Here is a 19,615-nt window from a genome sequence, read left to right as displayed (position 1 = left end):
TCAGGACAAGCGCAATGTCACTTCCACACCGCTCTCGACGTTGCGGATATGCATCGACCCACCATGCAACTTCACCACTTCCTCAACAAAGTTCAGCCCCAGTCCAGTGCTCTTGCGCCCACTGTCCGGGCGCGGCAATGAGTAAAACCGTTCACTCAAGCGCGGCAAGGCGTAATCGGGAATCGCCGCTGCTTCGTTGAACAAGCGCAACTCGACCTGTTCCCCGACACGCTCGGCACTGAAACGCAGCAACCCGGCGATCGGGGTGAAATCCAGCGCATTCTCCAGCAGGTTGCCCAACGCCTGCCGCAGCAGAAACGGCTCGCCGATCAATAACAGATCCGGCGCAATCGCCTGCTCGACCGTGAGCCGCCGCCCCTCGATCCGCGCCGCCTGCGCCTGCAACAATTCGTCAACCAGTCCTGCCAGGGGCACCGCCACCCGTTCCTCAAGCCCCTGACGCTGCTCGACTTGCGCCAGATTCAACAGGCGCTCGATCAACTGCTGCATCCGCGCGCTTTCGCTGTCGATGTTGCCGACAAAGCGCAGGCGCTGAATCGCTGGCATCTCGTCCTGCAGCAATTCCGCAGCACCGCGAATCGCCGCCAGCGGACTCTTCAATTCATGGGTCAGGGTGTGCACGTAGCGTTCGACGTAAGCCTTGCCTTCGAGCTGGGTGCGCATCTGCTCCACCGCTGTGGCCAGTTGCTTCAGTTCGCCGCCACGGTAATGCGGCACTTCCACTCGCCGCCCTTCACTCACCGCTTGGGCGTAGCCGGTCAAACGGTGCAGCGCGCGGCTCAGCCACCACGACAGCAAAGCGCCGAACAGCAGACCGAGGCCGATCAGCCCGGCACCGTAAAACAGCAAACGCCGCTCGGTACGATCAACATAAGGCTGCAATGAGCTGTTGGGTTTGGCCACGGTAACCACGCCGATGATCCGGCCGTTGTCGCGGATCGGCGCACCGACGTGCATCACCGAGGAGTTCGCATCATTCGGATCGCTGCGGCTCGAACGAGCGCCGTACTCACCACGCAAAGTCAGGTAGACGTCGTTCCAGCGCGAGTAATCCTGACCGACCGCCACGCCGCTGGAATCCAGCACCACGATGCCTTTGGCGTCGGTGACGTAGATGCGGTGGTTGACCTGGTTTTTCGGCAAGCCCCAGATCGTCGCCTGCGGTTGACGCTCGCCGTAGGCACGCAACAATTCGGGCCAGCGGTTCTCGCTGAGCGTGCCGGCCTTGAAATCATCACGGAGAATTTCCGCCATCAGGTTGGCGGTGTCGACCAGGGTTTCTTCGGTGGACTGGCGCACGCCCGGGCGGATTTCTTCCATCACCGTGTTGAGCACGAAGTAACCGGTCAGGCCGATAAACAGCACATACACCAGAAAAATCCGCAGCCCCAACGACATCAGCTGTGCCCCGGGCTGTAGCTGTAACCGAGGCCGCGATGGGTCTGGATCGGCTCGGCATCGGCCCGCACCAGGCGCAATTTGGCGCGCACGCTTTTGATGTGGCTGTCGATGCTGCGCTCGTAACCGGCGTCCGCCGCCACGCCCAGCGCATCGAGCAATTGCTCGCGGCTGAACACCCGCTGCGGTTGTTCGAGCAGGCATTGCAACAGGCGAAACTCATGACGGGTCAGGCTCAACGGCTGTCCCCGATAGACGATCTGCACACGCTCGGCATCGATGCGAAACAGCGTCGAGGACGCTTCAACCGCAGGACGCGGCGCCATGCGCTTGAGAATCGCCCGTACCCGCGCGGCGACTTCCCGTGGGCTGAACGGCTTGACCACGTAATCGTCGGCGCCGATCTCCAGCCCCACCACCCGATCGATCTCGGCGTCCCGGGCACTGAGAAACAGCACCGGCACTTCACTGAAGCGCCGCAGCTGTTTGCAGGTTTCGAAACCGCTGATGTCCGGCAGGCCGATATCGAGAATGATCAAGTCAGCCGGGGTCTGCCGTTGAAACTCCAGCGCCGCCGCGCCGAGGCTCAGCCACGTGGTGGCGAACCCCTCGCCCTGCAGGGCAAAAATCAGCGTGTCGGCAATCGCCGCTTCGTCTTCGACAATCAGGATATGAGGCATGGCGTCCGAGCCCATGGGTTAAGTGCGCGAACGGTGCCCCAAGCCTGACGTTACGTCAATGAGACCACTTAGCAGTCCGGCTTGTCGGCGGTGAAACGCCGCGCCGGGTTCACTGCCGCGCCGAACTCGCGCAGGGCCTTGGCACCGATCAGCAGCGGGTAGTTGAAGTTGCTGCGGTCGGTCAGGTTGACCTCAACGGTGCGCTTGACGTTGCCCAGGCACAGCTCCAGATCGACCACCGGGCGCTTGGCGACTTCGGTGCTGTCACCCTCGTCCTCTTCATCCGAGCGGCTCTTGATCTTGCTGATCCGTGCGACCTTGTGTTCGTAGACCTTGTTGCTGGCATCCTTGGTGCCGAGGCGGAAACGCACCCAGTTCTCGCCGTCGCGGGTGAAAGTCTCGATGTCCTTGGCCGACAGCGAGGCGGTCAGCGCGCCGGTGTCCATCTTGGCCTTGAGCACCTCACCACCGATTTCCGGCAGCGCGATGTATTCGTAACGCCCGTACAGGGTCGGCTCGGCGGCCATGACCGGCAGGGCGACGAGGGCAAACAGTGCAAGGAGGGATTTCACGTAGAGGGCTTCCTTGGAAAATGAGGGCGTCAGACGCGAGATTTTAGACAGCCGGCGAGCAATTGGTTCGCTTGAGTCCGCCTTCGCGAGCAAGCCCGCTCCCACAGGGGATCCGGGATCTGTTGGAGATGGCATGCACACTGAAGATCCACTGTGGGAGCGGGCTTGCTCGCGAAGAGGCCAGCCCTGCCAACACGGTAATCAGCTCCAGCATAGCTGCCCAAAAGTGAAACATTCGTCACCATCGATTTGGCCTGTCACCCGAAGCCACTTATCATGGCGCGCCCATCCGCCTTCATAGAGTTGCTTATGCGCCGCCTGCTCACCGGCTGTTTCGTCACCCTGCTGCTGTTGCTCAACACCCTGATCCTGATCGGGCCGTTGCTGGTCTTTGCCCTGCTCAAGCTGATCGCGCCCGGGCGCTGGCGCGATTACGCCTCGTGGGCGGTGATGTGGATTGCCGAGACCTGGGCGGAAATCGACAAACTGATCTTTCGTCTGTGCATCCCCACTCAGTGGGACATTCGCGGCGGCGCAGACCTGCGCGGTGACACCTCGTATCTGGTGGTCAGCAACCACCAGTCGTGGGTCGACATTCCGGCGCTGATCCAGACCCTCAACCGGCGCACGCCGTTCTTCAAGTTCTTCCTCAAGAAAGAGCTGATCTGGGTACCGTTTCTGGGGCTGGCGTGGTGGGCGCTGGATTACCCGTTCATGAAGCGCTACAGCAAGGCGTTCCTGGCCAAACATCCGGAGTTGGCGGGCAAGGACCTGGAAATCACCAAACAGGCCTGCGAGCTGTTCAAACGCCAGCCGGTGACGGTGGTGAATTATCTGGAAGGCACCCGCTACACCGCGGCGAAAAGTGCGCAGCAGCAGTCACCGTTCAAGCACCTGCTCAAGCCCAAGGCGGGTGGCGTGGCGTTTGTTCTGGCAGCGATGGGCGAACAGCTGGATGCGCTGCTCGACGTGACCGTGGTTTATCCACAGCAGAAGATTCCGGGGTTCTGGGATCTGATCAGCGGCAGCGTGCCGCGGGTGATTGTCGACATCCAGACCCGCGAACTCGACCCGGCACTGTCGCAGGGCGATTACGAAAACGATCCGCTGTTTCGCCAGCAGGTCCAGAACTGGGTCAACCAGCTCTGGACCGAGAAGGATCAGCGCATCAGCGAACTGCGCGGCGAGCGCGGCTGAATCAGCTACCGGTGCCGGCGCCCCAGATGCTGCCCAGGCTCTGCAGAATCGGGCCGCCGACGCCCTGATCACCCAGATACTTGAGCAGCACCGGGGCAAACTGGCCGACCATGCCGCTGTCCATGCCCAACGCACCGAAGGCATTGTTCAGGTCGTTGGTGTCCTTGACGTTGCCCAGCGCGTTTTCCAGCCCGGCCGACTTGCCCGACGAACCCAGCAAACCACTCAACGCCGCCAGGTTGCCGCTGCCGCCCGACAGTTTGTCGATGCCCGGCACTTCTTTGGCCAACTGCGAATAATCGGTGCTGCTCAACTGATTCTTGGCCAGGCCGAGCATGGCGCTGGTGCCACCGACGGCTTGCTGAGGCGTAACACCGAGACCGGTAACGGCTTGCAGCAAACCGGCGGTTTCCGAGGTCGGCGCGGCGGCGGTGGCAGCGTTGCCACCCTGCATGCTTGCAGCCGCTTTGGTCACGTCGTCCAGACTGAAGCCAGCAAACACCGGGCTCGCTGCAAGGGTCATAAGTGAAGCCAAGGCAATACCGCGTGAAATCTTCATTCAGACATCCTCTTGCGCTGTGGTAACCGCCCGTCTATGAGCGGCAGAACTGCCGGTTTGACCGGGTTTCAGCCAGCATGTTCCTCGCCGGCGCATCCATTTTCAGCGTAGCCACGTATATAAAACGTGAAACCGTGGACAACCCGAGATGAATGGCACAAGCGCCGTCGCTGAACTAGCCTGTGAACAGCCCGAGCAGCGCCCTCGTCGCCCGCCCATTGCCTGGAGAGCCGTCATTTCCATCGCCGACCCCGATCAGTTGCGCCAGCTGTTGGCCCAGTGCTCACTGGGCGACCGCGGTGCATTCGAAACGCTCTATCGCAGCGTTGGCCCACGCCTGCACGGCGTGGCCCTGCGCTTCATGGGCCGGGCGGATCTGGCCGAGGAAGTGCTGCAGGAAAGCTTCGTGCGCATCTGGAACAACGCCTCGCGCTACGAAGCCCATCTGTCGGCGCCGCTGACCTGGATGATCAACATCACCCGCCATCAGGCCATCGACCAGCTACGCAAACAACGCGAACGGCCACTGACCGATTTCGAGCAGGACACCCTGCCGGACGAAGGCCCTTCGGCTCACGACCTGTTGAACAGCAGCCGCGAAGCCAGCGCGCTGCATCGCTGCCTGGACACCCTCGACGGCATGCAGCGCCAGTCGATCAGCGTCGCCTACTTCCAGGGCCTTTCCTGCTCGGAACTGGCCGAACACCTGGCGGCACCGCTGGGCTCGGTGAAGTCGTGGATTCGTCGCGGCATGGAGCGTCTGCGCAGGTGCCTTGAATCATGAATTACCAGACCCCCGCCTTGCGCCGCGCCCTCGCTGCCGATTACGCCATTGGCCTGATGTCGGCGGCGGCGCGTCGGCGTTTTGAACAATTGCTGCTGGATGATGCAGCACTGCGAAGCGAGTTGGCGCAGTGGCAGGAGAGCCTCGCCAGCCTTACCGAAATGCTGCCGGAGCAACCGGTGCCAGATCGGGTGTGGCAAGGCATCACCGCACGGATCGAGCCGCAAGTGCTGCACGTCCCGGAAAAACGTCCGTTCTGGAACTGGCTGCGCGTCAGCGTCGCTGCCTGTTCGATCGTGGTGCTGGTGTTCCTCGGCTCCCTGTACAACCGCGACGACGCCCGCTACCACGCCACCCTGCTGAGCGCCGACGCGCAACCTGCGCTGAAAGTCGCGGCGCATGCGGATTATCTGCAGGTCGAACCGCTGACTTTGGCGGCAATCGGGCCAGATCGCAGTCTGGAATTGTGGGCGATACCGGCGGACGGCAAGCCGATTTCACTGGGGGTGATTCCTGCAGGCGGCAAAGGCAAGGTTGAACTGAGCGCGGCGCAGAAAGTCTTGATCGGCCAGCCGATTGCGCTGGCGGTGAGTCTGGAACCCAAGGGTGGCTCGCCGACCGGGCAGCCGACCGGGCCTGTGCTTTACCAGGGCGCTTTGGCAGCCCTCTGATTGAAAAAATCAAAAGATCGCAGCCTTCGGCAGCTCCTACATCGATCCCTGTAGGAGCTGCCGAAGGCTGCGATCTTTTGGTCTAAAAAAAAGGCGACCCGTGGGTCGCCCTTTTTACTTACGCCGCACTGAACAACCGATGCGGATCGATCACAAACTTCTTCGGTACGCCGGCATCGAACTCGCCGTAACCTTCCGGCGCCTGGTCGAGGCTAATGACCTGCACGCCGACCACTTCGGCGATGTTGATGCGGTCCCACATGATCGCCTGCATCAGTTGGCGGTTGTACTTCATCACCGGGGTCTGGCCGGTGTGGAAGCTGTGGGATTTGGCCCAGCCCAGACCGAAGCGGATGCTCAGGCTGCCCATTTTCGCGGCGGCATCGACCGCGCCCGGATCTTCGGTCACGTACAGGCCCGGAATACCGATCTTGCCGGCGACGCGCACCACGCCCATCAACGAGTTGAGCACGGTGGCCGGGGCTTCGGCTTTCACCCCGTCATGCCCGTGGCCGCGCGCTTCGAAGCCCACGCAATCCACCGCGCAATCGACTTCCGGCTCGCCCAGCAGTGCGGCGATCTGTTCGTGCAGCGGCGTGTCCTTGGACAGGTCGACCACTTCAAAACCCTGAGCCTTGGCGTGCGCCAGGCGGATGGTATTGACGTCGCCGATGATCACCACCGCCGCCCCCAGCAGACGCGCCGAGGCTGCAGCGGCCAGACCGACCGGGCCGGCGCCGGCGATGTAAACGGTGCTGCCCGGGCCAACGCCCGCCGTCACCGCACCGTGATAACCGGTCGGGAGGATATCGGAGAGGCAGGTCAGGTCGCGGATTTTCTCCATGGCCTTGTCGCGATCCGGCAGCTTCAGCAGGTTGAAGTCGGCGTACGGCACCAGCACGTACTCGGCCTGGCCGCCGGTCCAGTCACCCATGTCGACATAACCGTAGGCACCGCCGGCACGAGCCGGGTTGACGGTCAGGCAGACGCCGGTGTGCTGCTCCTTGCAGGAACGGCAGCGCCCGCAAGCCACGTTGAACGGTACGGAAACCAGGTCGCCGATCTTCAGGTTCTCGACGTCGGAACCCTTTTCGATCACTTCGCCGGTGATTTCGTGGCCCAGCACCAGACCGGTCTGCGCCGTGGTACGGCCGCGCACCATGTGCTGGTCGGAGCCACAAATGTTGGTGGATACCACACGCAGGATCACCCCGTGTTCGATCTTCCTGCCGCGCGGGTCCTGCATTTTCGGATAGTCGATTTTCTGTACTTCGACCTTGCCAGCGCCGAGATACACCACACCACGATTGCCAGACATGCTTTCACCTCGCTGTTGTTTTTATGGAACTGCGTTGCCCAGGCAGGCAGCGCGTTAAGTGCTCGGGTTATTGCTTGTTGGTTTTGCGTTGTCAGTTATGGCCTCTTCGCGAGCAAGCCCGCTCCCACAGTTGATCTTGGGTGTGACAGAGACCTGTGTTTCGACACAAATCCCTTGTGGGAGCGAGCTTGCTCGCGAAAGCGATCTAAAGAACGACCGTGCGATTGGCGTTCAAAAACACCCTTCTTTCGATGTGATAACCCACGGCCCGGGCCAACGTCAGCCCCTCGATATCCCGCCCCTTGGCAATCAGATCCTCGGGGTAATGACTGTGATCCACCGCCTCGACACCCTGGGCAATGATCGGCCCTTCATCGAGGTCGTTGTTGATGTAATGCGCCGTGGCGCCGACCAGCTTCACGCCTTTGTTGTAGGCCTGGTGATACGGCTTGGCGCCCTTGAACCCCGGCAGCAGCGAGTGATGGATGTTGATCGCCTTGCCATCGAGCTTGCGGCACAACTCCGGTGACAGCACCTGCATGTAGCGGGCGAGGATCACCAGTTCGGCACCGGACTCTTCGATCACCTGCCACACCTGACGCTCCTGCGCCGGCTTGTCGTTGGGGTCGAGGGGGAAATGGTAGTAGGGAATCTGGTGCCAGTCGGCCAGCGGCTTGAGGTCAGGATGGTTGGACACCACCGCCGCCACGTCCATCGACAACTGGCCGATGCGCTGGCGGTAAAGCAAATCGTTGAGGCAGTGATCGGCCTTGGAGACCATGATCACCACTTTTGGCCGGTAGTTCGGCGCGGTCAGCTCGAAGACCATGCCGAACGCCTGACCGCGCTCGGCAAGGCCGGCGCGGAAGGATTGTTCGTCGAAACCGTCAGGCTGACGGAATTCCACGCGAATGAAGAAACGGCCCGAGAGCCGGTCATCGAACGAATGGTGCTCGGTGACGTAGCAACCCTGCTCGAACAGAAAACGCGTCACCGCGTCCACCGTGCCGAGCACGCTGGGGCAGTCGGCGGTCAGAATCCATGTGTCTGGGGCGCGGCTCATGGTGCGGTGACTCCTGTTCTTTTGTGCGCGGTGTCTGGGGGATTTTTGCCCCTCACCCTAACCCTCTCCCGGAGGTAGAGGGGACTGACCGAGGTGTTCTTTCGAGCTACGCCGACCTGAAATATCGGGTCGAACTCAGGCTCGAAATCACACAAATCTGCTCCCTTTCCCCCTCTCCCCCCTGGGGGAGAGGGCTGGGGTGAGGGGGTAAGCTTTTAGGCTTGTACGCTCAACCCGTATTCAGCCGACGCATCCTGCAGCCACAACCACCAGTAATCCGAGAAGCTGCGGCGGATCAGCAGTTCCCAGGTATCTTCGGCGGTGTGGCGGATCATCAGCTGCGACTTGGCGAACACCGTGCCCACGGCTTTGCCGACCGGGAAGTTGTTCGGGTGCACGTCGTAGCTGGTGGATTTCATCAGCACCTGACGCACGTTCGGCCCGCTCAGTTCGAGCACCTGCTGGCCGCCGCTGACGTTGACGATCGCGATGTGCAGGTCGCCCAGCGCCTCGCGCAGTTTCTGCTCGGCGGCAAATTCTTCACCGCTTGGCACGATCAGCAGCCACTCGTCCGGGCCCATCCATTGCAGGCTGGTTTCGCCTTTGACGATCACGCTCAGGGCGCCCGGCAACTCAATGCCGAGGGCCTTGTGCACGCCAGCGGCGAAGGCTGCATCGTGGCCATCGCCACGAATGGTCAGGTGACCGAGGAGTTTCTTTTCACGCACGATCACGCCGGCGTTCTTGCGACCCTTGCCGACCAGGCTGGCGAGGTCGGCATGGTGCAGCGACGACTCGGCCTTGGCCCCGGTGGTCGGGCGTTGTTGGTACACGTTGGCTGTGGTCATAAAGCACCTTCCTGAATTCTGACTTGAACCCTTTGCAAGCAGATCTACCGCTATCGCGAGCAGGCTCACTCCTACAAGGGGTACGCGATCACCTGTAGGAGTGAGCCTGCTCGCGATGAAGTCACCGCGGTGCGACTGGCACTCCACAGGAGCCGAACCCTCAAATATTTTGCCGATCACCCTTCGGATCGAAGAACACCGAAGACACAATCTCCGCCTCGATCACGCTGCCATCGGCCAGCGGCGCGAACACCCGCTCGCCCATGCGCTTCAGACCGCCCTTGACCACGCCCATGGCAAACGAATAGCCGAGGGAGTTGTGCGCGTAGCTGGAGGTCACGTGGCCGACCATGGTCATCGGGATCGCCTGCTTGGTGTTGAACACCAGTTGCGCACCTTCCGGCAGCCAGACGTTCGGGTCGATCGGCTTCAGGCCCACCAGTTGTTTACGCTGATCCTTCACGCAGTCTTCACGGTTCATGCCGCGCTGGCCGATCCACGAGAACGGTTTGGTACGACCGACGCACCAGCCCATGTTCAGGTCGTCCGGGGTCATCGAGCCGTCAGTGTCCTGACCGACAATGATGAAACCCTTCTCGGCGCGCAGCACGTGCATGGTTTCAGTGCCGTACGGCGTCAGGTTGTACTGCTTGCCGGCCTCGACGATTTTCTCCAGCACGCCCATCGCGTAGTCGGCCTGCACGTTGACTTCGTACGACAGCTCACCGGTGAACGAGATACGGAACACCCGCGCCGGCACGCCGCCGACCAGACCTTCTTTCCAGGTCATGAACGGGAACGCTTCGTTGCTCAGATCAATGTCGGTCACGGCGCTGAGCAGCTTGCGGCTGTTCGGCCCGGACAGGGTCATCGTCGCCCAGTGGTCGGTGACCGAGGTGAAGTAGACCTTCATCTCTGGCCATTCGGTCTGGTGGTACAGCTCCAGCCATTGCAGCACGCGAGCCGCGCCGCCCGTGGTGGTGGTCATGACGAAATGGTTGTCGGCCAGACACGCCGTCACACCGTCGTCGAAAACCATGCCGTCTTCTTTGCACATCAGGCCGTAACGGGCCTTGCCCACGTCGAGCTTGGTCCAGGCGTTGGTGTACACGCGGTTGAGGAACTCGCGGGCATCCGGGCCTTGAATGTCGATCTTGCCCAGGGTCGAGGCGTCGAGCAGGCCGACGCTGTCGCGCACGGCTTTGCATTCGCGTTTGACGGCGGCATGCATGTCTTCACCGTTTTTCGGGAAGTACCAAGGACGTTTCCACTGGCCGACGTCTTCAAACTCGGCGCCGTTTTTCAGGTGCCATTGATGCAGTGCGGTGTAGCGCACCGGTTCGAAGATGTGCCCACAGTGACGACCGGCTACCGCGCCGAACGTTACCGGCGTGTAGTTGGGGCGGAACATCGTGGTGCCCATCTGCGGGATGGTCACGTTCAGCGAACGCGCGGCGATGGCCAGGCCGTTGACGTTGCCGAGCTTGCCCTGATCGGTGCCGAAACCCAGCGCGGTGTAGCGTTTGACGTGTTCGACCGACTCGAAACCTTCGCGGGTCGCCAGTTCGATGGCGGCGGCGGTGACGTCGTTCTGCAGGTCGACGAATTGCTTCGGCGCACGCGAGGTGCCCTTCTCGTGCGGCACCTGGAACAGCGCCAGGGTCGCTTCTTCGAGACGGCTCAGCGCTTTTGGCAGCGTGCCTTCGACCACCGCAAAACCGGCTTCACTGGCAGCGCGTGCGCCACCTTCGAAACCATCGGCCAGCGAATCTCCGAGGCCGTAAACGCCGTTGATGCCGCCGACGCACACACGCTTCTGCGGTGCTTCGCCCGGTACGAAACCGAGGATGTCTTCACGCCAGATCGGCTTGCCACCGAGGTGCGAAGCCAGGTGCACGACAGGGCTGTAACCGCCGGAACTGGCGATCACGTCGCAGTCGAGCCATTCGCCCGGGCTGGTCACGGTGTGCGCTTTGACGTCAATCGCGGCGATGCGGGCAGCGGTGACGCGCTTGCTGCCACGAGCTTCGATCACAGCGCTGCCGGTGAGGATGCGAATGCCTTTGGCGCGGGCTTCTTCCACCAGCGCACCACGCGGATTGCTCCGTGCATCGGCGATGGCCACCACTTGCAGGCTGGCGTCGAGCCAATCCAGCGCCACGCGATAGGCGTGATCGTTGTTGGTGGTCAGCACCAGCTTCTTGCCCGGTGCCACACCGTAACGGCGCACGTAAGTCGAGACCGCACCGGCGAGCATGTTGCCCGGCACGTCGTTGTTGCCGTAGACCAGCGGACGTTCGTGGGCGCCGGTCGCCAGCACTACACGCTTGGCGCGGACACGATGAATGCGCTGACGTACCTGACCGATTGGCGCGCGGTCACCAAGGTGATCGGTGAGGCGTTCATGAATGGTCAGGAAATTGTGGTCGTGGTAGCCGTTGACCGTGGCGCGCGGCAACAGCAGCACGTCCGGGGTGTTCTTCAGTTCAGCAATGACGCTGGCCACCCATTCGATCGCCGGTTTGCCGTCGAGGCTTTCGCGGGAATCTAGCAGGCTGCCGCCGAACTCTTCCTGCTCATCAGCGAGGATCACCCGCGCACCACTGCGCGCAGCCGCCAGGGCCGCGGCGAGACCGGCAGGGCCGGCGCCGACGATCAGCACGTCGCAGTGCTGGTTCATGTAGTCGTAGGTGTCCGGATCGACTTCGGTCGGCGAACGGCCAAGCCCTGCAGCCTTGCGAATGTACTTCTCGTAGGTCATCCAGAACGATTGCGGGTACATGAAAGTTTTGTAGTAGAAACCCGGCGGCATCAGCTTGCCGCCGACCTTGCCGAGAATCCCCATCATGTCGTTGTTGACGCTCGGCCAGCCGTTGGTGCTGGTGGCGACCAGGCCTTGGTACAGCGCCTGTTGCGTGGCGCGCACGTTGGGAATCTGCGTGGCTTCGGTGGCCCCGATCTGCAGCACGGCGTTCGGCTCTTCGGCACCGGCGGCGAAGATCCCGCGTGGACGCGAATACTTGAAGCTGCGGCCGATGATGTCGACGCCGTTGGCGATCAGTGCCGAGGCCAGCGAGTCGCCCTCGAAGCCTTTGTAGCTCTGACCGTTGAAGGTGAAGCTCAGCACTTTGTTGCGGTCGATCCGTCCACCGTTGGACAGGCGATTGGTCTGGCTCATACCTTCTCTCCCAGCGCCGTCGTGGCTGTTTTCGCCGTATCAGCCTTGTCGGTGAATTGCGGCTTGGTGCCGATCTTGTAGGTTTCGAGAATCTCGTAGGTCACGGTGTCGCGGGTGACGTTGAAGTACTGGCGGCAACCGGCGACGTGATCCCACAGCTCGTGGTGCAGACCACGCGGGTTGTCGCGGAAGAACATGTAATCGCCCCACTCTTCATCGGTGCAGGCGTTCGGATCCAGCGGACGCGGGATGTGCGCCTGACCGGATGCATGGAATTCCTCTTCGGAGCGCAGTTCGCCGCAGTGAGGACAGAAGATATGCAACATGGGGATTTCTCCTGTTAGTGGGCAACCGCAGCAGCGCCGTGTTCATCGATCAACGCACCGTTGTGGAAACGGTCGATGGAGAAAGGTGCGGCCAATGGGTGCATTTCACCCTTGGCCAGACTCGCGGCAAACACGTTGCCCGAGCCAGGAGTGGCCTTGAAGCCACCGGTGCCCCAACCGCAGTTGAAGAACATGTTCGGTACCGGGGTTTTCGAAATGATCGGGCAAGCGTCCGGGGTGGTGTCGACGATGCCGCCCCACTGGCGGTTCATGCGCACCCGCGACAGCACCGGGAACATCTCGACGATGGCCTGGATGGTGTGCTCGATCACCGGATACGAACCGCGCTGGCCGTAGCCGTTGTAACCGTCGATACCGGCGCCGATCACCAGGTCGCCCTTGTCGGACTGGCTGATGTAACCGTGCACGGCGTTGGACATGATCACGCTGTCGATAATCGGTTTGATCGGCTCGGACACCAGCGCTTGCAGCGGGTGGGATTCGATCGGCAGACGGAAACCGGCGAGCTTGGCCATGTGCCCGGAGTTACCGGCGGTGACCACGCCGACACGCTTGGCGCCGATGAAGCCCTTGTTGGTCTCAACGCCGATGCACACGCCGTTTTCCTTGCGGAAACCGATCACTTCGGTCTGCTGGATCAGATCCACGCCCAAGGCGTCGGCGGCACGGGCAAAGCCCCAGGCCACGGCATCGTGACGGGCGACGCCGCCGCGACGCTGAACAGTCGCGCCCATCACCGGGTAGCGGGTGTTTTTCGAGCAGTCGAGGTACGGGATCTCGTCGGCCACTTGCTTGGCATTAAGCAGTTCGCCATCGACGCCGTTGAGGCGGTTGGCGCTGACCCGACGCTCGGAATCTCGGATGTCCTGCAGGGTGTGGCACAGGTTGTAGACGCCGCGCTGGGAGAACATCACGTTGTAGTTGAGATCCTGCGACAGACCTTCCCACAGTTTCATCGCATGTTCGTACAGGTGCGCCGACTCGTCCCACAGGTAGTTGGAACGCACGATGGTGGTGTTGCGCGCGGTGTTACCGCCGCCCAGCCAGCCCTTCTCAACCACGGCCACGTTGGTGATGCCGTGTTCCTTGGCCAGGTAGTAAGCGGTCGCCAGACCGTGCCCGCCGCCGCCAACGATGACCACGTCGTAGACCTTCTTCGGCGTCGGCGTGCGCCACATGCGCTGCCAGTTCTCGTGGTGGCTGAGGGAGTGTTTGAAGAGGCCGAAGCCCGAATAGCGTTGCATAGTCATTTACTCCAAACCGCTCAGCGATAAACCGGGTAGTCGGCGCACAGTGCCGCGACGTTCTTGGCCACATTCGCTTCAACGTCGGCGTCACCGAGGTTGTCGAGGATGTCGCAGATCCAGCCGGCCAGCACTTCGCACTGGGCGACCTTGAAGCCACGCGTGGTGACGGCCGGGGTGCCAATGCGCAGGCCCGAGGTCACGAACGGCGACTGCGGGTCGTTCGGCACGGCGTTCTTGTTGACGGTGATGTGCGCACGGCCGAGGGCAGCGTCAGCATCTTTGCCGGTCAGGCCCTGACGGATCAGGCTGACCAGGAACAGGTGGTTGTCGGTACCGCCGGACACTACATCGTAGCCACGTTTGATAAACACGCTGGCCATCGCCTTGGCGTTGTCGATCACTTGTTGCTGATAGGCCTTGAAGCCGGGCTCCAGCGCTTCCTTGAAGCACACCGCTTTACCGGCGATGACGTGCATCAACGGGCCGCCCTGGGCACCGGGGAATACCGCGGCGTTGAGCTTCTTCTCGATCTCTTCGTTGGACTTGGCCAGGATAAGCCCGCCACGCGGACCGCGCAGGGTTTTGTGGGTGGTGGTGGTGACCACGTCGGCGTACGGCAGCGGGTTCGGGTACAGGCCAGCAGCGACCAGACCGGCAACGTGGGCCATGTCGACGAACAGCAGCGCACCGACCTTGTCGGCGATCTGGCGGAAGCGCGGGAAGTCCAGGGTCTTGGAGTAGGCGGAGAACCCGGCAACGATCATCTTCGGCTTGCACTCGACGGCGAGACGCTCGACTTCGTCGTAATCGATCAGCCCGGTGTCGGTGTTGATCCCGTACTGCACCGCGTTGTACAGCTTGCCCGAGGACGACACCTTGGCGCCGTGGGTCAGGTGACCGCCGTGAGCCAGACTCATGCCGAGAATGGTGTCGCCCGGCTGGATCAGCGCCAGGTACACCGCGCTGTTGGCCGAGGAACCGGAGTGCGGCTGGACGTTGGCGTAATCGGCGCCGAACAGTTGCTTGGCGCGTTCGATCGCCAATGCTTCGACTTTATCCACATGCTCGCAGCCACCGTAGTAGCGCTTGCCCGGATAACCTTCGGCGTATTTGTTGGTCAGGCCGCTGCCTTGCGCTTGCATGACGCGCTTGCTGGTGTAGTTCTCCGACGCGATCAGCTCGATGTGATCTTCCTGACGTTGCTCCTCGGCATTCATCGCCGCCAGCAGTGCATCGTCGTAACCCTGGATCTGGTCTTGCTTGCTGAACATCGCGTCTCTCCCAGCGGCATCTGTGCGCCATTCGTCTCGGTAAGGCACTGGCAATCAAGGCAGTGCCCTTTGATGCGATGGTATGACCGGCGCAGACAGCTCAAATGCCTGCGGACGCCACGCAAAGGTGCGTTTACGACATGGCCGGAAAAGGCTGGTCGGACACATCATCCAAAACTGCGGAGATCCCCTGTGGGAGCGGGCTTGCTCGCGAAGAGGCCGTGTCAGTCGACATCATTACCGCCTGACACACCGCTTTCGCGAGCAAGCCCGCTCCCACAGGGGTCAGGTGTATGCCGCGCGGATGGCGAGCAGCAGGAGGAAATGCAGGGGGTAGAGTGCGTACGCCCAGCGGCGCATCGGCAGGGGATGGATAGACCCGAAGTGTCGCAACAGGAACATGCCGAGCAATGGCGCACCCAGACACGCCGCGATGCCGATTACCGCGACGGCGTTACCGAATACGGCAGCCTCATACAACACCCGCCACTGATTGCCCGCCAGACACACCAGCCCCGGCAGGAGGCCGAAATACCAGGGACGACGGATCACCCACAGCAGCGCCAGCGGCAGCAACACGCCAAACCCGCCGAACATCAGCCACTGCGAAAACAACGCCGCCAGCAGCAAGGCGCCCACGCCCAAAAGCCGCGACAACAACGTGCGATCCTGCCAGCCCCGCGCCACCAGCAACCCCAGCGCCAGCGTAGGCATCACGTTCAAGGTGTCGGGATCAGGAATGTACAAGCGGTAAGGAATCTCGCTGACCAGGCTGAACAGCAGCAACCAGCCCAGATAGCGCCACTCGGTCTTCTGCGCGCCGGCGCGGGAAAGATTCGCCGCCATCGCCAGGCAGAACCACGGGAACGCCAGACGCCCCGGCACATACAGCCAATCGGCGCTGATCCCGACATATCGCAGGTGATCGAGCAGCATGCTCAGCAACGCCAGCCACTTGAGCAGATCCAGCGCGCCGTCGCGTTTAGTCACGTGCATAATCGGGTAACAAACTGGTAATTTTCTGACAGCGACATCCCGTGTGCTCCCCGGAAGATCTTCGGTAAAGTGCGCACCCTCATTGACCACGAGCCTTCACAAGAGTCTCGACCACGGAAGCCGGCCATGACCGACAAGAGCCAACAATTCGCCAGCGACAACTACTCCGGTATCTGCCCTGAAGCCTGGGCCGCCATGGAACAGGCCAACCACGGCCACCAGCGCGCTTATGGCGACGATGAATGGACCGCACGTGCGGCCGACCATTTCCGCAAGCTGTTCGAAACCGACTGCGAAGTGTTTTTCGCCTTCAACGGCACCGCCGCCAACTCGCTGGCGCTGTCGTCGCTGTGCCAGAGTTACCACAGCGTGATCTGCTCGGAAACCGCCCACGTCGAAACCGATGAATGCGGCGCCCCGGAATTCTTCTCCAACGGCTCGAAACTGCTGATCGCCGGCACCGAAAACGGCAAGATCACCCCGCAGTCGATCCGTGAAGTCGCGCTCAAGCGCCAGGACATCCACTACCCGAAACCGCGCGTCGTGACCCTGACCCAGGCCACTGAGGTCGGCAGCGTCTACACCCCGGAAGAAGTCCGCGCCATCAGCGCCACCTGCAAAGAGCTGGGCCTGCACCTGCACATGGACGGCGCGCGTTTCTCCAACGCCTGCGCATTCCTCGGCTGCTCGCCGGCCGACCTGACCTGGAAGGCCGGCGTCGATGTGCTGTGCTTCGGTGGCACCAAGAACGGTATGGCGGTGGGTGAAGCGATCCTGTTCTTCAACCACAAACTGGCCGAAGACTTCGATTACCGCTGCAAGCAGGCCGGGCAACTGGCGTCGAAAATGCGCTTCCTCTCGGCACCGTGGGTCGGCATCCTCGAAAACGACGCCTGGCTCAAATACGCCCGCCACGCCAACCACTGCGCGCAACTGCTGGCCGAGCTGGTCAGCGACATTCCGGGCGTGGAACTGATGTTCCCGGTGCAGGCCAACGGCGTGTTCCTGCAACTCTCGGAACCGGCCATCGCCGCGCTGACCGCGAAAAACTGGCGCTTCTACACCTTCATCGGCAAGGGCGGCGCACGCTTCATGTGCTCGTGGGACTCCGAAGAAGAACGCGTACGCGAATTGGCCCGTGACATCCGCGAAGTGATGTCCGCCTGATAGCTCCCCAGCCCTGTGGGAGCGAGCCTGCTCGCGAAGAGGCCGGCACATCCGACGTAGAAGTCGGCTGCCAGACCGCTTTCGCGAGCAGGCTCGCTTCCACAAAAGCTCACCCAATCCAATCGCCCCTCCTCGTTCGCACCTGAAGACATCGTCTACATTGTCTGTCGAGCCCTCCGCTCACATAACAAGAAGCAGGAGCATCGGCATGTCGCTAAAAGGCAAAACCCTGTTCATCACCGGCGCCAGCCGTGGCATCGGGCGTGAGATTGCGCTGCGTGCCGCGAAAGACGGGGCCAATATCGTGATTGCGGCCAAAAGCGCCGAAGCCCACCCCAAACTGCCTGGCACCATCCACAGCGTAGCCAAGGAAGTCGAAGCCGCTGGCGGCAAGGCATTGGCCCTGCAAGTCGATGTGCGTGATGAAGACGCGGTGCGCAATGCGCTGGCCCAGGCCAACGAGCATTTCGGCGGCATCGATGCGCTGGTCAATAACGCCGGGGCGATCAAGTTGACTGGCGTGCAGCACATCGAACTCAAGCGTTTCGAACTGATGCACCAGATCAACACCCGCGCGGTACTGCTGTGCAGCCAGGCCGCCCTGCCCTATCTGAAAAAATCCGCCGGACACATCCTCAACCTGTCACCGCCGCTGAACCTGGCAAGCAAATGGTTCGCCCAGTACAGCCCGTATACGCTGACCAAGTACGGCATGAGCATGTTGACCGTGGGCATGAGCGAGGAATTCGCCAGTTACGGCATCAGCGTCAATTCACTGTGGCCGCAGACGATGATTGCCACGGCGGCGATCGAGTTTCAGCTGGGAAATCGCGAGTCGTTCAAGCATGCGCGCACGCCGGCGATCATGGCGGATGCGGCGCATGTGATCCTGGGAAGCAGCGCACGACAGATCACTGGACGGCTGCTTATCGACGAAGAAATTTTGCGTGAGCACGGCGTGACTGAGTTCAAGCATTACCGGTTCGAGCCGGACAGCGACGCCGCACTGATGCCCGATCTGTTTATCGATTGAAGCGCATAACCCTGTGGGAGCGAGCCTGCTCGCGAAGAGGCCGTGTCAGACAGCACAGATGTTGAATGACACACCGCCTTCGCGAGCAGGCTCGCTCCCACATTGGATTTGTGCAGTGGTCTAGAACTCGATGCGCACGTCGCCCTTCGGCACGCTGCAGCACGACAGAATGTAACCCTCGGCCTCGTCGTCCTCGGTAATCCCGCCGTTGTGCTCCATCTCTACTTCGCCGCCCAGTTTCATCACCTTGCACGTGCCGCAGATCCCCATACCGCAAGCTTTCGGAATCATCAGGCCAAGCTTGGCCGCCGCCGCGTGGACGGTTTCGCCCGGGGCCACGCGAATGCTTTTGCCGGACGCGGTGAATTCGACCTGATGCAGATCCGCCGCATCGATTTCCGGCGCATCGGCTGCCTGCTCGGCTTGCTCCACCGCATCGGCACGAGCTTCCGGTGGCGTGGCGCCGAAGGATTCCTCGTGATAACGCGACATGTCGTAACCGGCCACTTCCAGCAGGCGCTTGACCGCGTTCATGTACGGCGTCGGGCCGCAGCAGAACACTTCGCGCTCAAGGAAGTCCGGCACCATCAGTTCGAGCATCTTGTGATTGAGGTAGCCGCGATAACCGGCCCACGGCTCGCCCAATCCATGTTTCTCGCAGATCAGGTGCAGGCTGAAGTTGTCGATCCGCGACGCCATGTGTTCCAGCTCGCGGTGATAAATGATGTCTTTTGGCGAGCGCGCGCTGTGGATAAAGGTCATGTCGACATTGGCGTTGGTGTCGTAGAACCAGCGCGCCATCGACATGCACGGGGTGATCCCCACGCCGCCGCTGAGGTAAAGGACTTTCGGGCTCGGGAAGTCGATGGCGTTGAACAGCCCGACCGGGCCGTGCACCGCCAGCTCCTGGCCTTCATGCAGGGTGTCATGCAGCCAGTTGGAGACCTTGCCGCCCGGCACACGCTTGATGGTCACCGAGAAGCTGTACGGCACCGACGGCGAACTGGAAATGGTGTACGAACGCATGATCGGCTGGCCGTCGATTTCCAGCTCCAGGGTCACGAACTGCCCGGGCTTGAAGAAGAACAGGATCGGCTGGTCGGCCATGAAACAGAAAGTGCGCACGTCCCAGGTTTCCTGGATGACTTTGACGCAACGGACGATGTGTCGGCCATTGGCCCAGGTCTGGGTGGTGACCGGATTCAGGAAGCTGTTGGACATGCTGTTCTCCACGGCCGACTGTCGGCCTTCATGTGGCGATTCTG

General features: G+C 61.9%; 18 protein-coding genes. 5 read left to right on the top strand and 13 right to left on the bottom strand.

Annotated features, from left to right (window positions below):
- From creC to rloA2, 3 genes are all read right to left on the bottom strand, one after another.
- Entirely contained in the window at nt 1-1,419 is a 1,419-nt protein-coding gene (gene creC, locus LVD08_RS02940; RefSeq protein WP_247267342.1) for a two-component system sensor histidine kinase CreC, read from the bottom strand.
- Nucleotides 1,419-2,099 carry a two-component system response regulator CreB gene (gene creB, locus LVD08_RS02935; RefSeq protein WP_027610670.1) on the bottom strand — a complete coding sequence of 227 codons (681 nt, stop codon included), beginning with the start codon at nt 2,097-2,099 and terminating at the stop codon, nt 1,419-1,421. The genes creC and creB overlap by 1 nt, the downstream gene beginning before the upstream one ends.
- Before the next feature lie 68 nt (nt 2,100-2,167).
- Nucleotides 2,168-2,671, bottom strand: coding sequence for a retropepsin-like aspartic peptidase RloA2 (gene rloA2, locus LVD08_RS02930; RefSeq protein ID WP_007962587.1), 504 nt, complete (start codon nt 2,669-2,671; stop codon nt 2,168-2,170).
- Nucleotides 2,672-2,980: 309 nt separating this feature from the next.
- Between rloA2 and LVD08_RS02925 the strand changes: the two genes are divergently transcribed.
- Nucleotides 2,981-3,868 (top strand): acyltransferase, encoded by an 888-nt coding sequence (locus tag LVD08_RS02925; protein WP_096797580.1) that lies wholly within the window; start codon nt 2,981-2,983, stop codon nt 3,866-3,868.
- Nucleotide 3,869: 1 nt separating this feature from the next.
- Here LVD08_RS02925 and LVD08_RS02920 read toward each other — a convergent pair whose 3' ends face one another.
- Nucleotides 3,870-4,427: a DUF2780 domain-containing protein gene (locus LVD08_RS02920; RefSeq protein ID WP_027610668.1), complete on the bottom strand. Its 558-nt coding sequence runs from the start codon at nt 4,425-4,427 to the stop codon at nt 3,870-3,872.
- Between the two features lie 148 nt (nt 4,428-4,575).
- Between LVD08_RS02920 and LVD08_RS02915 the strand changes: the two genes are divergently transcribed.
- Entirely contained in the window at nt 4,576-5,211 is a 636-nt protein-coding gene (locus LVD08_RS02915; RefSeq protein ID WP_247267341.1) for an RNA polymerase sigma factor, read from the top strand.
- Nucleotides 5,208-5,882 (top strand): anti-sigma factor, encoded by a 675-nt coding sequence (locus LVD08_RS02910; RefSeq protein WP_247267340.1) that lies wholly within the window; start codon nt 5,208-5,210, stop codon nt 5,880-5,882. Before LVD08_RS02915 ends, LVD08_RS02910 begins: the two co-directional genes overlap by 4 nt.
- A 118-nt stretch (nt 5,883-6,000) precedes the next feature.
- On the opposite strand, the gene fdhA is transcribed toward LVD08_RS02910, so the two are convergent.
- From fdhA to LVD08_RS02870, 8 genes are all read right to left on the bottom strand, one after another.
- The gene (gene fdhA, locus LVD08_RS02905; RefSeq protein WP_027610665.1) at nt 6,001-7,200 is read right to left on the bottom strand and encodes a formaldehyde dehydrogenase, glutathione-independent; all 1,200 of its coding nucleotides are present in this window, start codon (nt 7,198-7,200) and stop codon (nt 6,001-6,003) included.
- A 205-nt stretch (nt 7,201-7,405) separates the two neighbouring features.
- Complete coding sequence (purU, locus tag LVD08_RS02900) at nt 7,406-8,263, bottom strand: formyltetrahydrofolate deformylase (protein WP_003228959.1); 858 nt, start codon at nt 8,261-8,263, stop codon at nt 7,406-7,408.
- 215 nt (nt 8,264-8,478) lie between these two features.
- The gene (locus LVD08_RS02895) at nt 8,479-9,111 is read right to left on the bottom strand and encodes a sarcosine oxidase subunit gamma (protein ID WP_008086919.1); all 633 of its coding nucleotides are present in this window, start codon (nt 9,109-9,111) and stop codon (nt 8,479-8,481) included.
- 160 nt (nt 9,112-9,271) lie between these two features.
- The gene (locus LVD08_RS02890; protein ID WP_027610663.1) at nt 9,272-12,289 is read right to left on the bottom strand and encodes a sarcosine oxidase subunit alpha; all 3,018 of its coding nucleotides are present in this window, start codon (nt 12,287-12,289) and stop codon (nt 9,272-9,274) included.
- Entirely contained in the window at nt 12,286-12,615 is a 330-nt protein-coding gene (locus LVD08_RS02885; RefSeq protein ID WP_003228964.1) for a sarcosine oxidase subunit delta, read from the bottom strand. Before LVD08_RS02885 ends, LVD08_RS02890 begins: the two co-directional genes overlap by 4 nt.
- Nucleotides 12,616-12,629: 14 nt before the next feature.
- Nucleotides 12,630-13,880 carry a sarcosine oxidase subunit beta gene (locus tag LVD08_RS02880; RefSeq protein WP_003206307.1) on the bottom strand — a complete coding sequence of 417 codons (1,251 nt, stop codon included), beginning with the start codon at nt 13,878-13,880 and terminating at the stop codon, nt 12,630-12,632.
- 20 nt (nt 13,881-13,900) lie between these two features.
- A complete protein-coding gene (glyA, locus tag LVD08_RS02875; protein ID WP_027610662.1) occupies nt 13,901-15,154 on the bottom strand; it encodes a serine hydroxymethyltransferase in 1,254 nt (417 codons plus the stop codon).
- 285 nt (nt 15,155-15,439) lie between these two features.
- Nucleotides 15,440-16,150: a TraX family protein gene (locus tag LVD08_RS02870; protein WP_247267339.1), complete on the bottom strand. Its 711-nt coding sequence runs from the start codon at nt 16,148-16,150 to the stop codon at nt 15,440-15,442.
- Between the two features lie 126 nt (nt 16,151-16,276).
- Here LVD08_RS02870 and LVD08_RS02865 point away from each other — a divergent pair, with 126 nt between their 5' ends.
- Both LVD08_RS02865 and LVD08_RS02860 read left to right on the top strand, forming a co-directional pair.
- Nucleotides 16,277-17,317 (top strand): threonine aldolase family protein, encoded by a 1,041-nt coding sequence (locus LVD08_RS02865; protein ID WP_247267338.1) that lies wholly within the window; start codon nt 16,277-16,279, stop codon nt 17,315-17,317.
- Between the two features lie 208 nt (nt 17,318-17,525).
- On the top strand, nt 17,526-18,350 hold the full coding sequence (locus tag LVD08_RS02860; RefSeq protein ID WP_247267337.1) for an SDR family oxidoreductase: 825 nt from the start codon (nt 17,526-17,528) through the stop codon (nt 18,348-18,350).
- 120 nt (nt 18,351-18,470) lie between these two features.
- Here LVD08_RS02860 and gbcB read toward each other — a convergent pair whose 3' ends face one another.
- Nucleotides 18,471-19,571: a glycine-betaine demethylase subunit GbcB gene (gene gbcB / locus LVD08_RS02855; protein WP_027610659.1), complete on the bottom strand. Its 1,101-nt coding sequence runs from the start codon at nt 19,569-19,571 to the stop codon at nt 18,471-18,473.
- Between the last annotated feature and the right edge of the window lie 44 nt (nt 19,572-19,615).

Origin of the sequence: Pseudomonas sp. YL2 (genome assembly GCF_023063025.1) — a bacterium.
GTDB lineage: Bacteria > Pseudomonadota > Gammaproteobacteria > Pseudomonadales > Pseudomonadaceae > Aquipseudomonas > Aquipseudomonas putida_A.
This window is presented reverse-complemented; position numbering and strand designations above follow the sequence as displayed.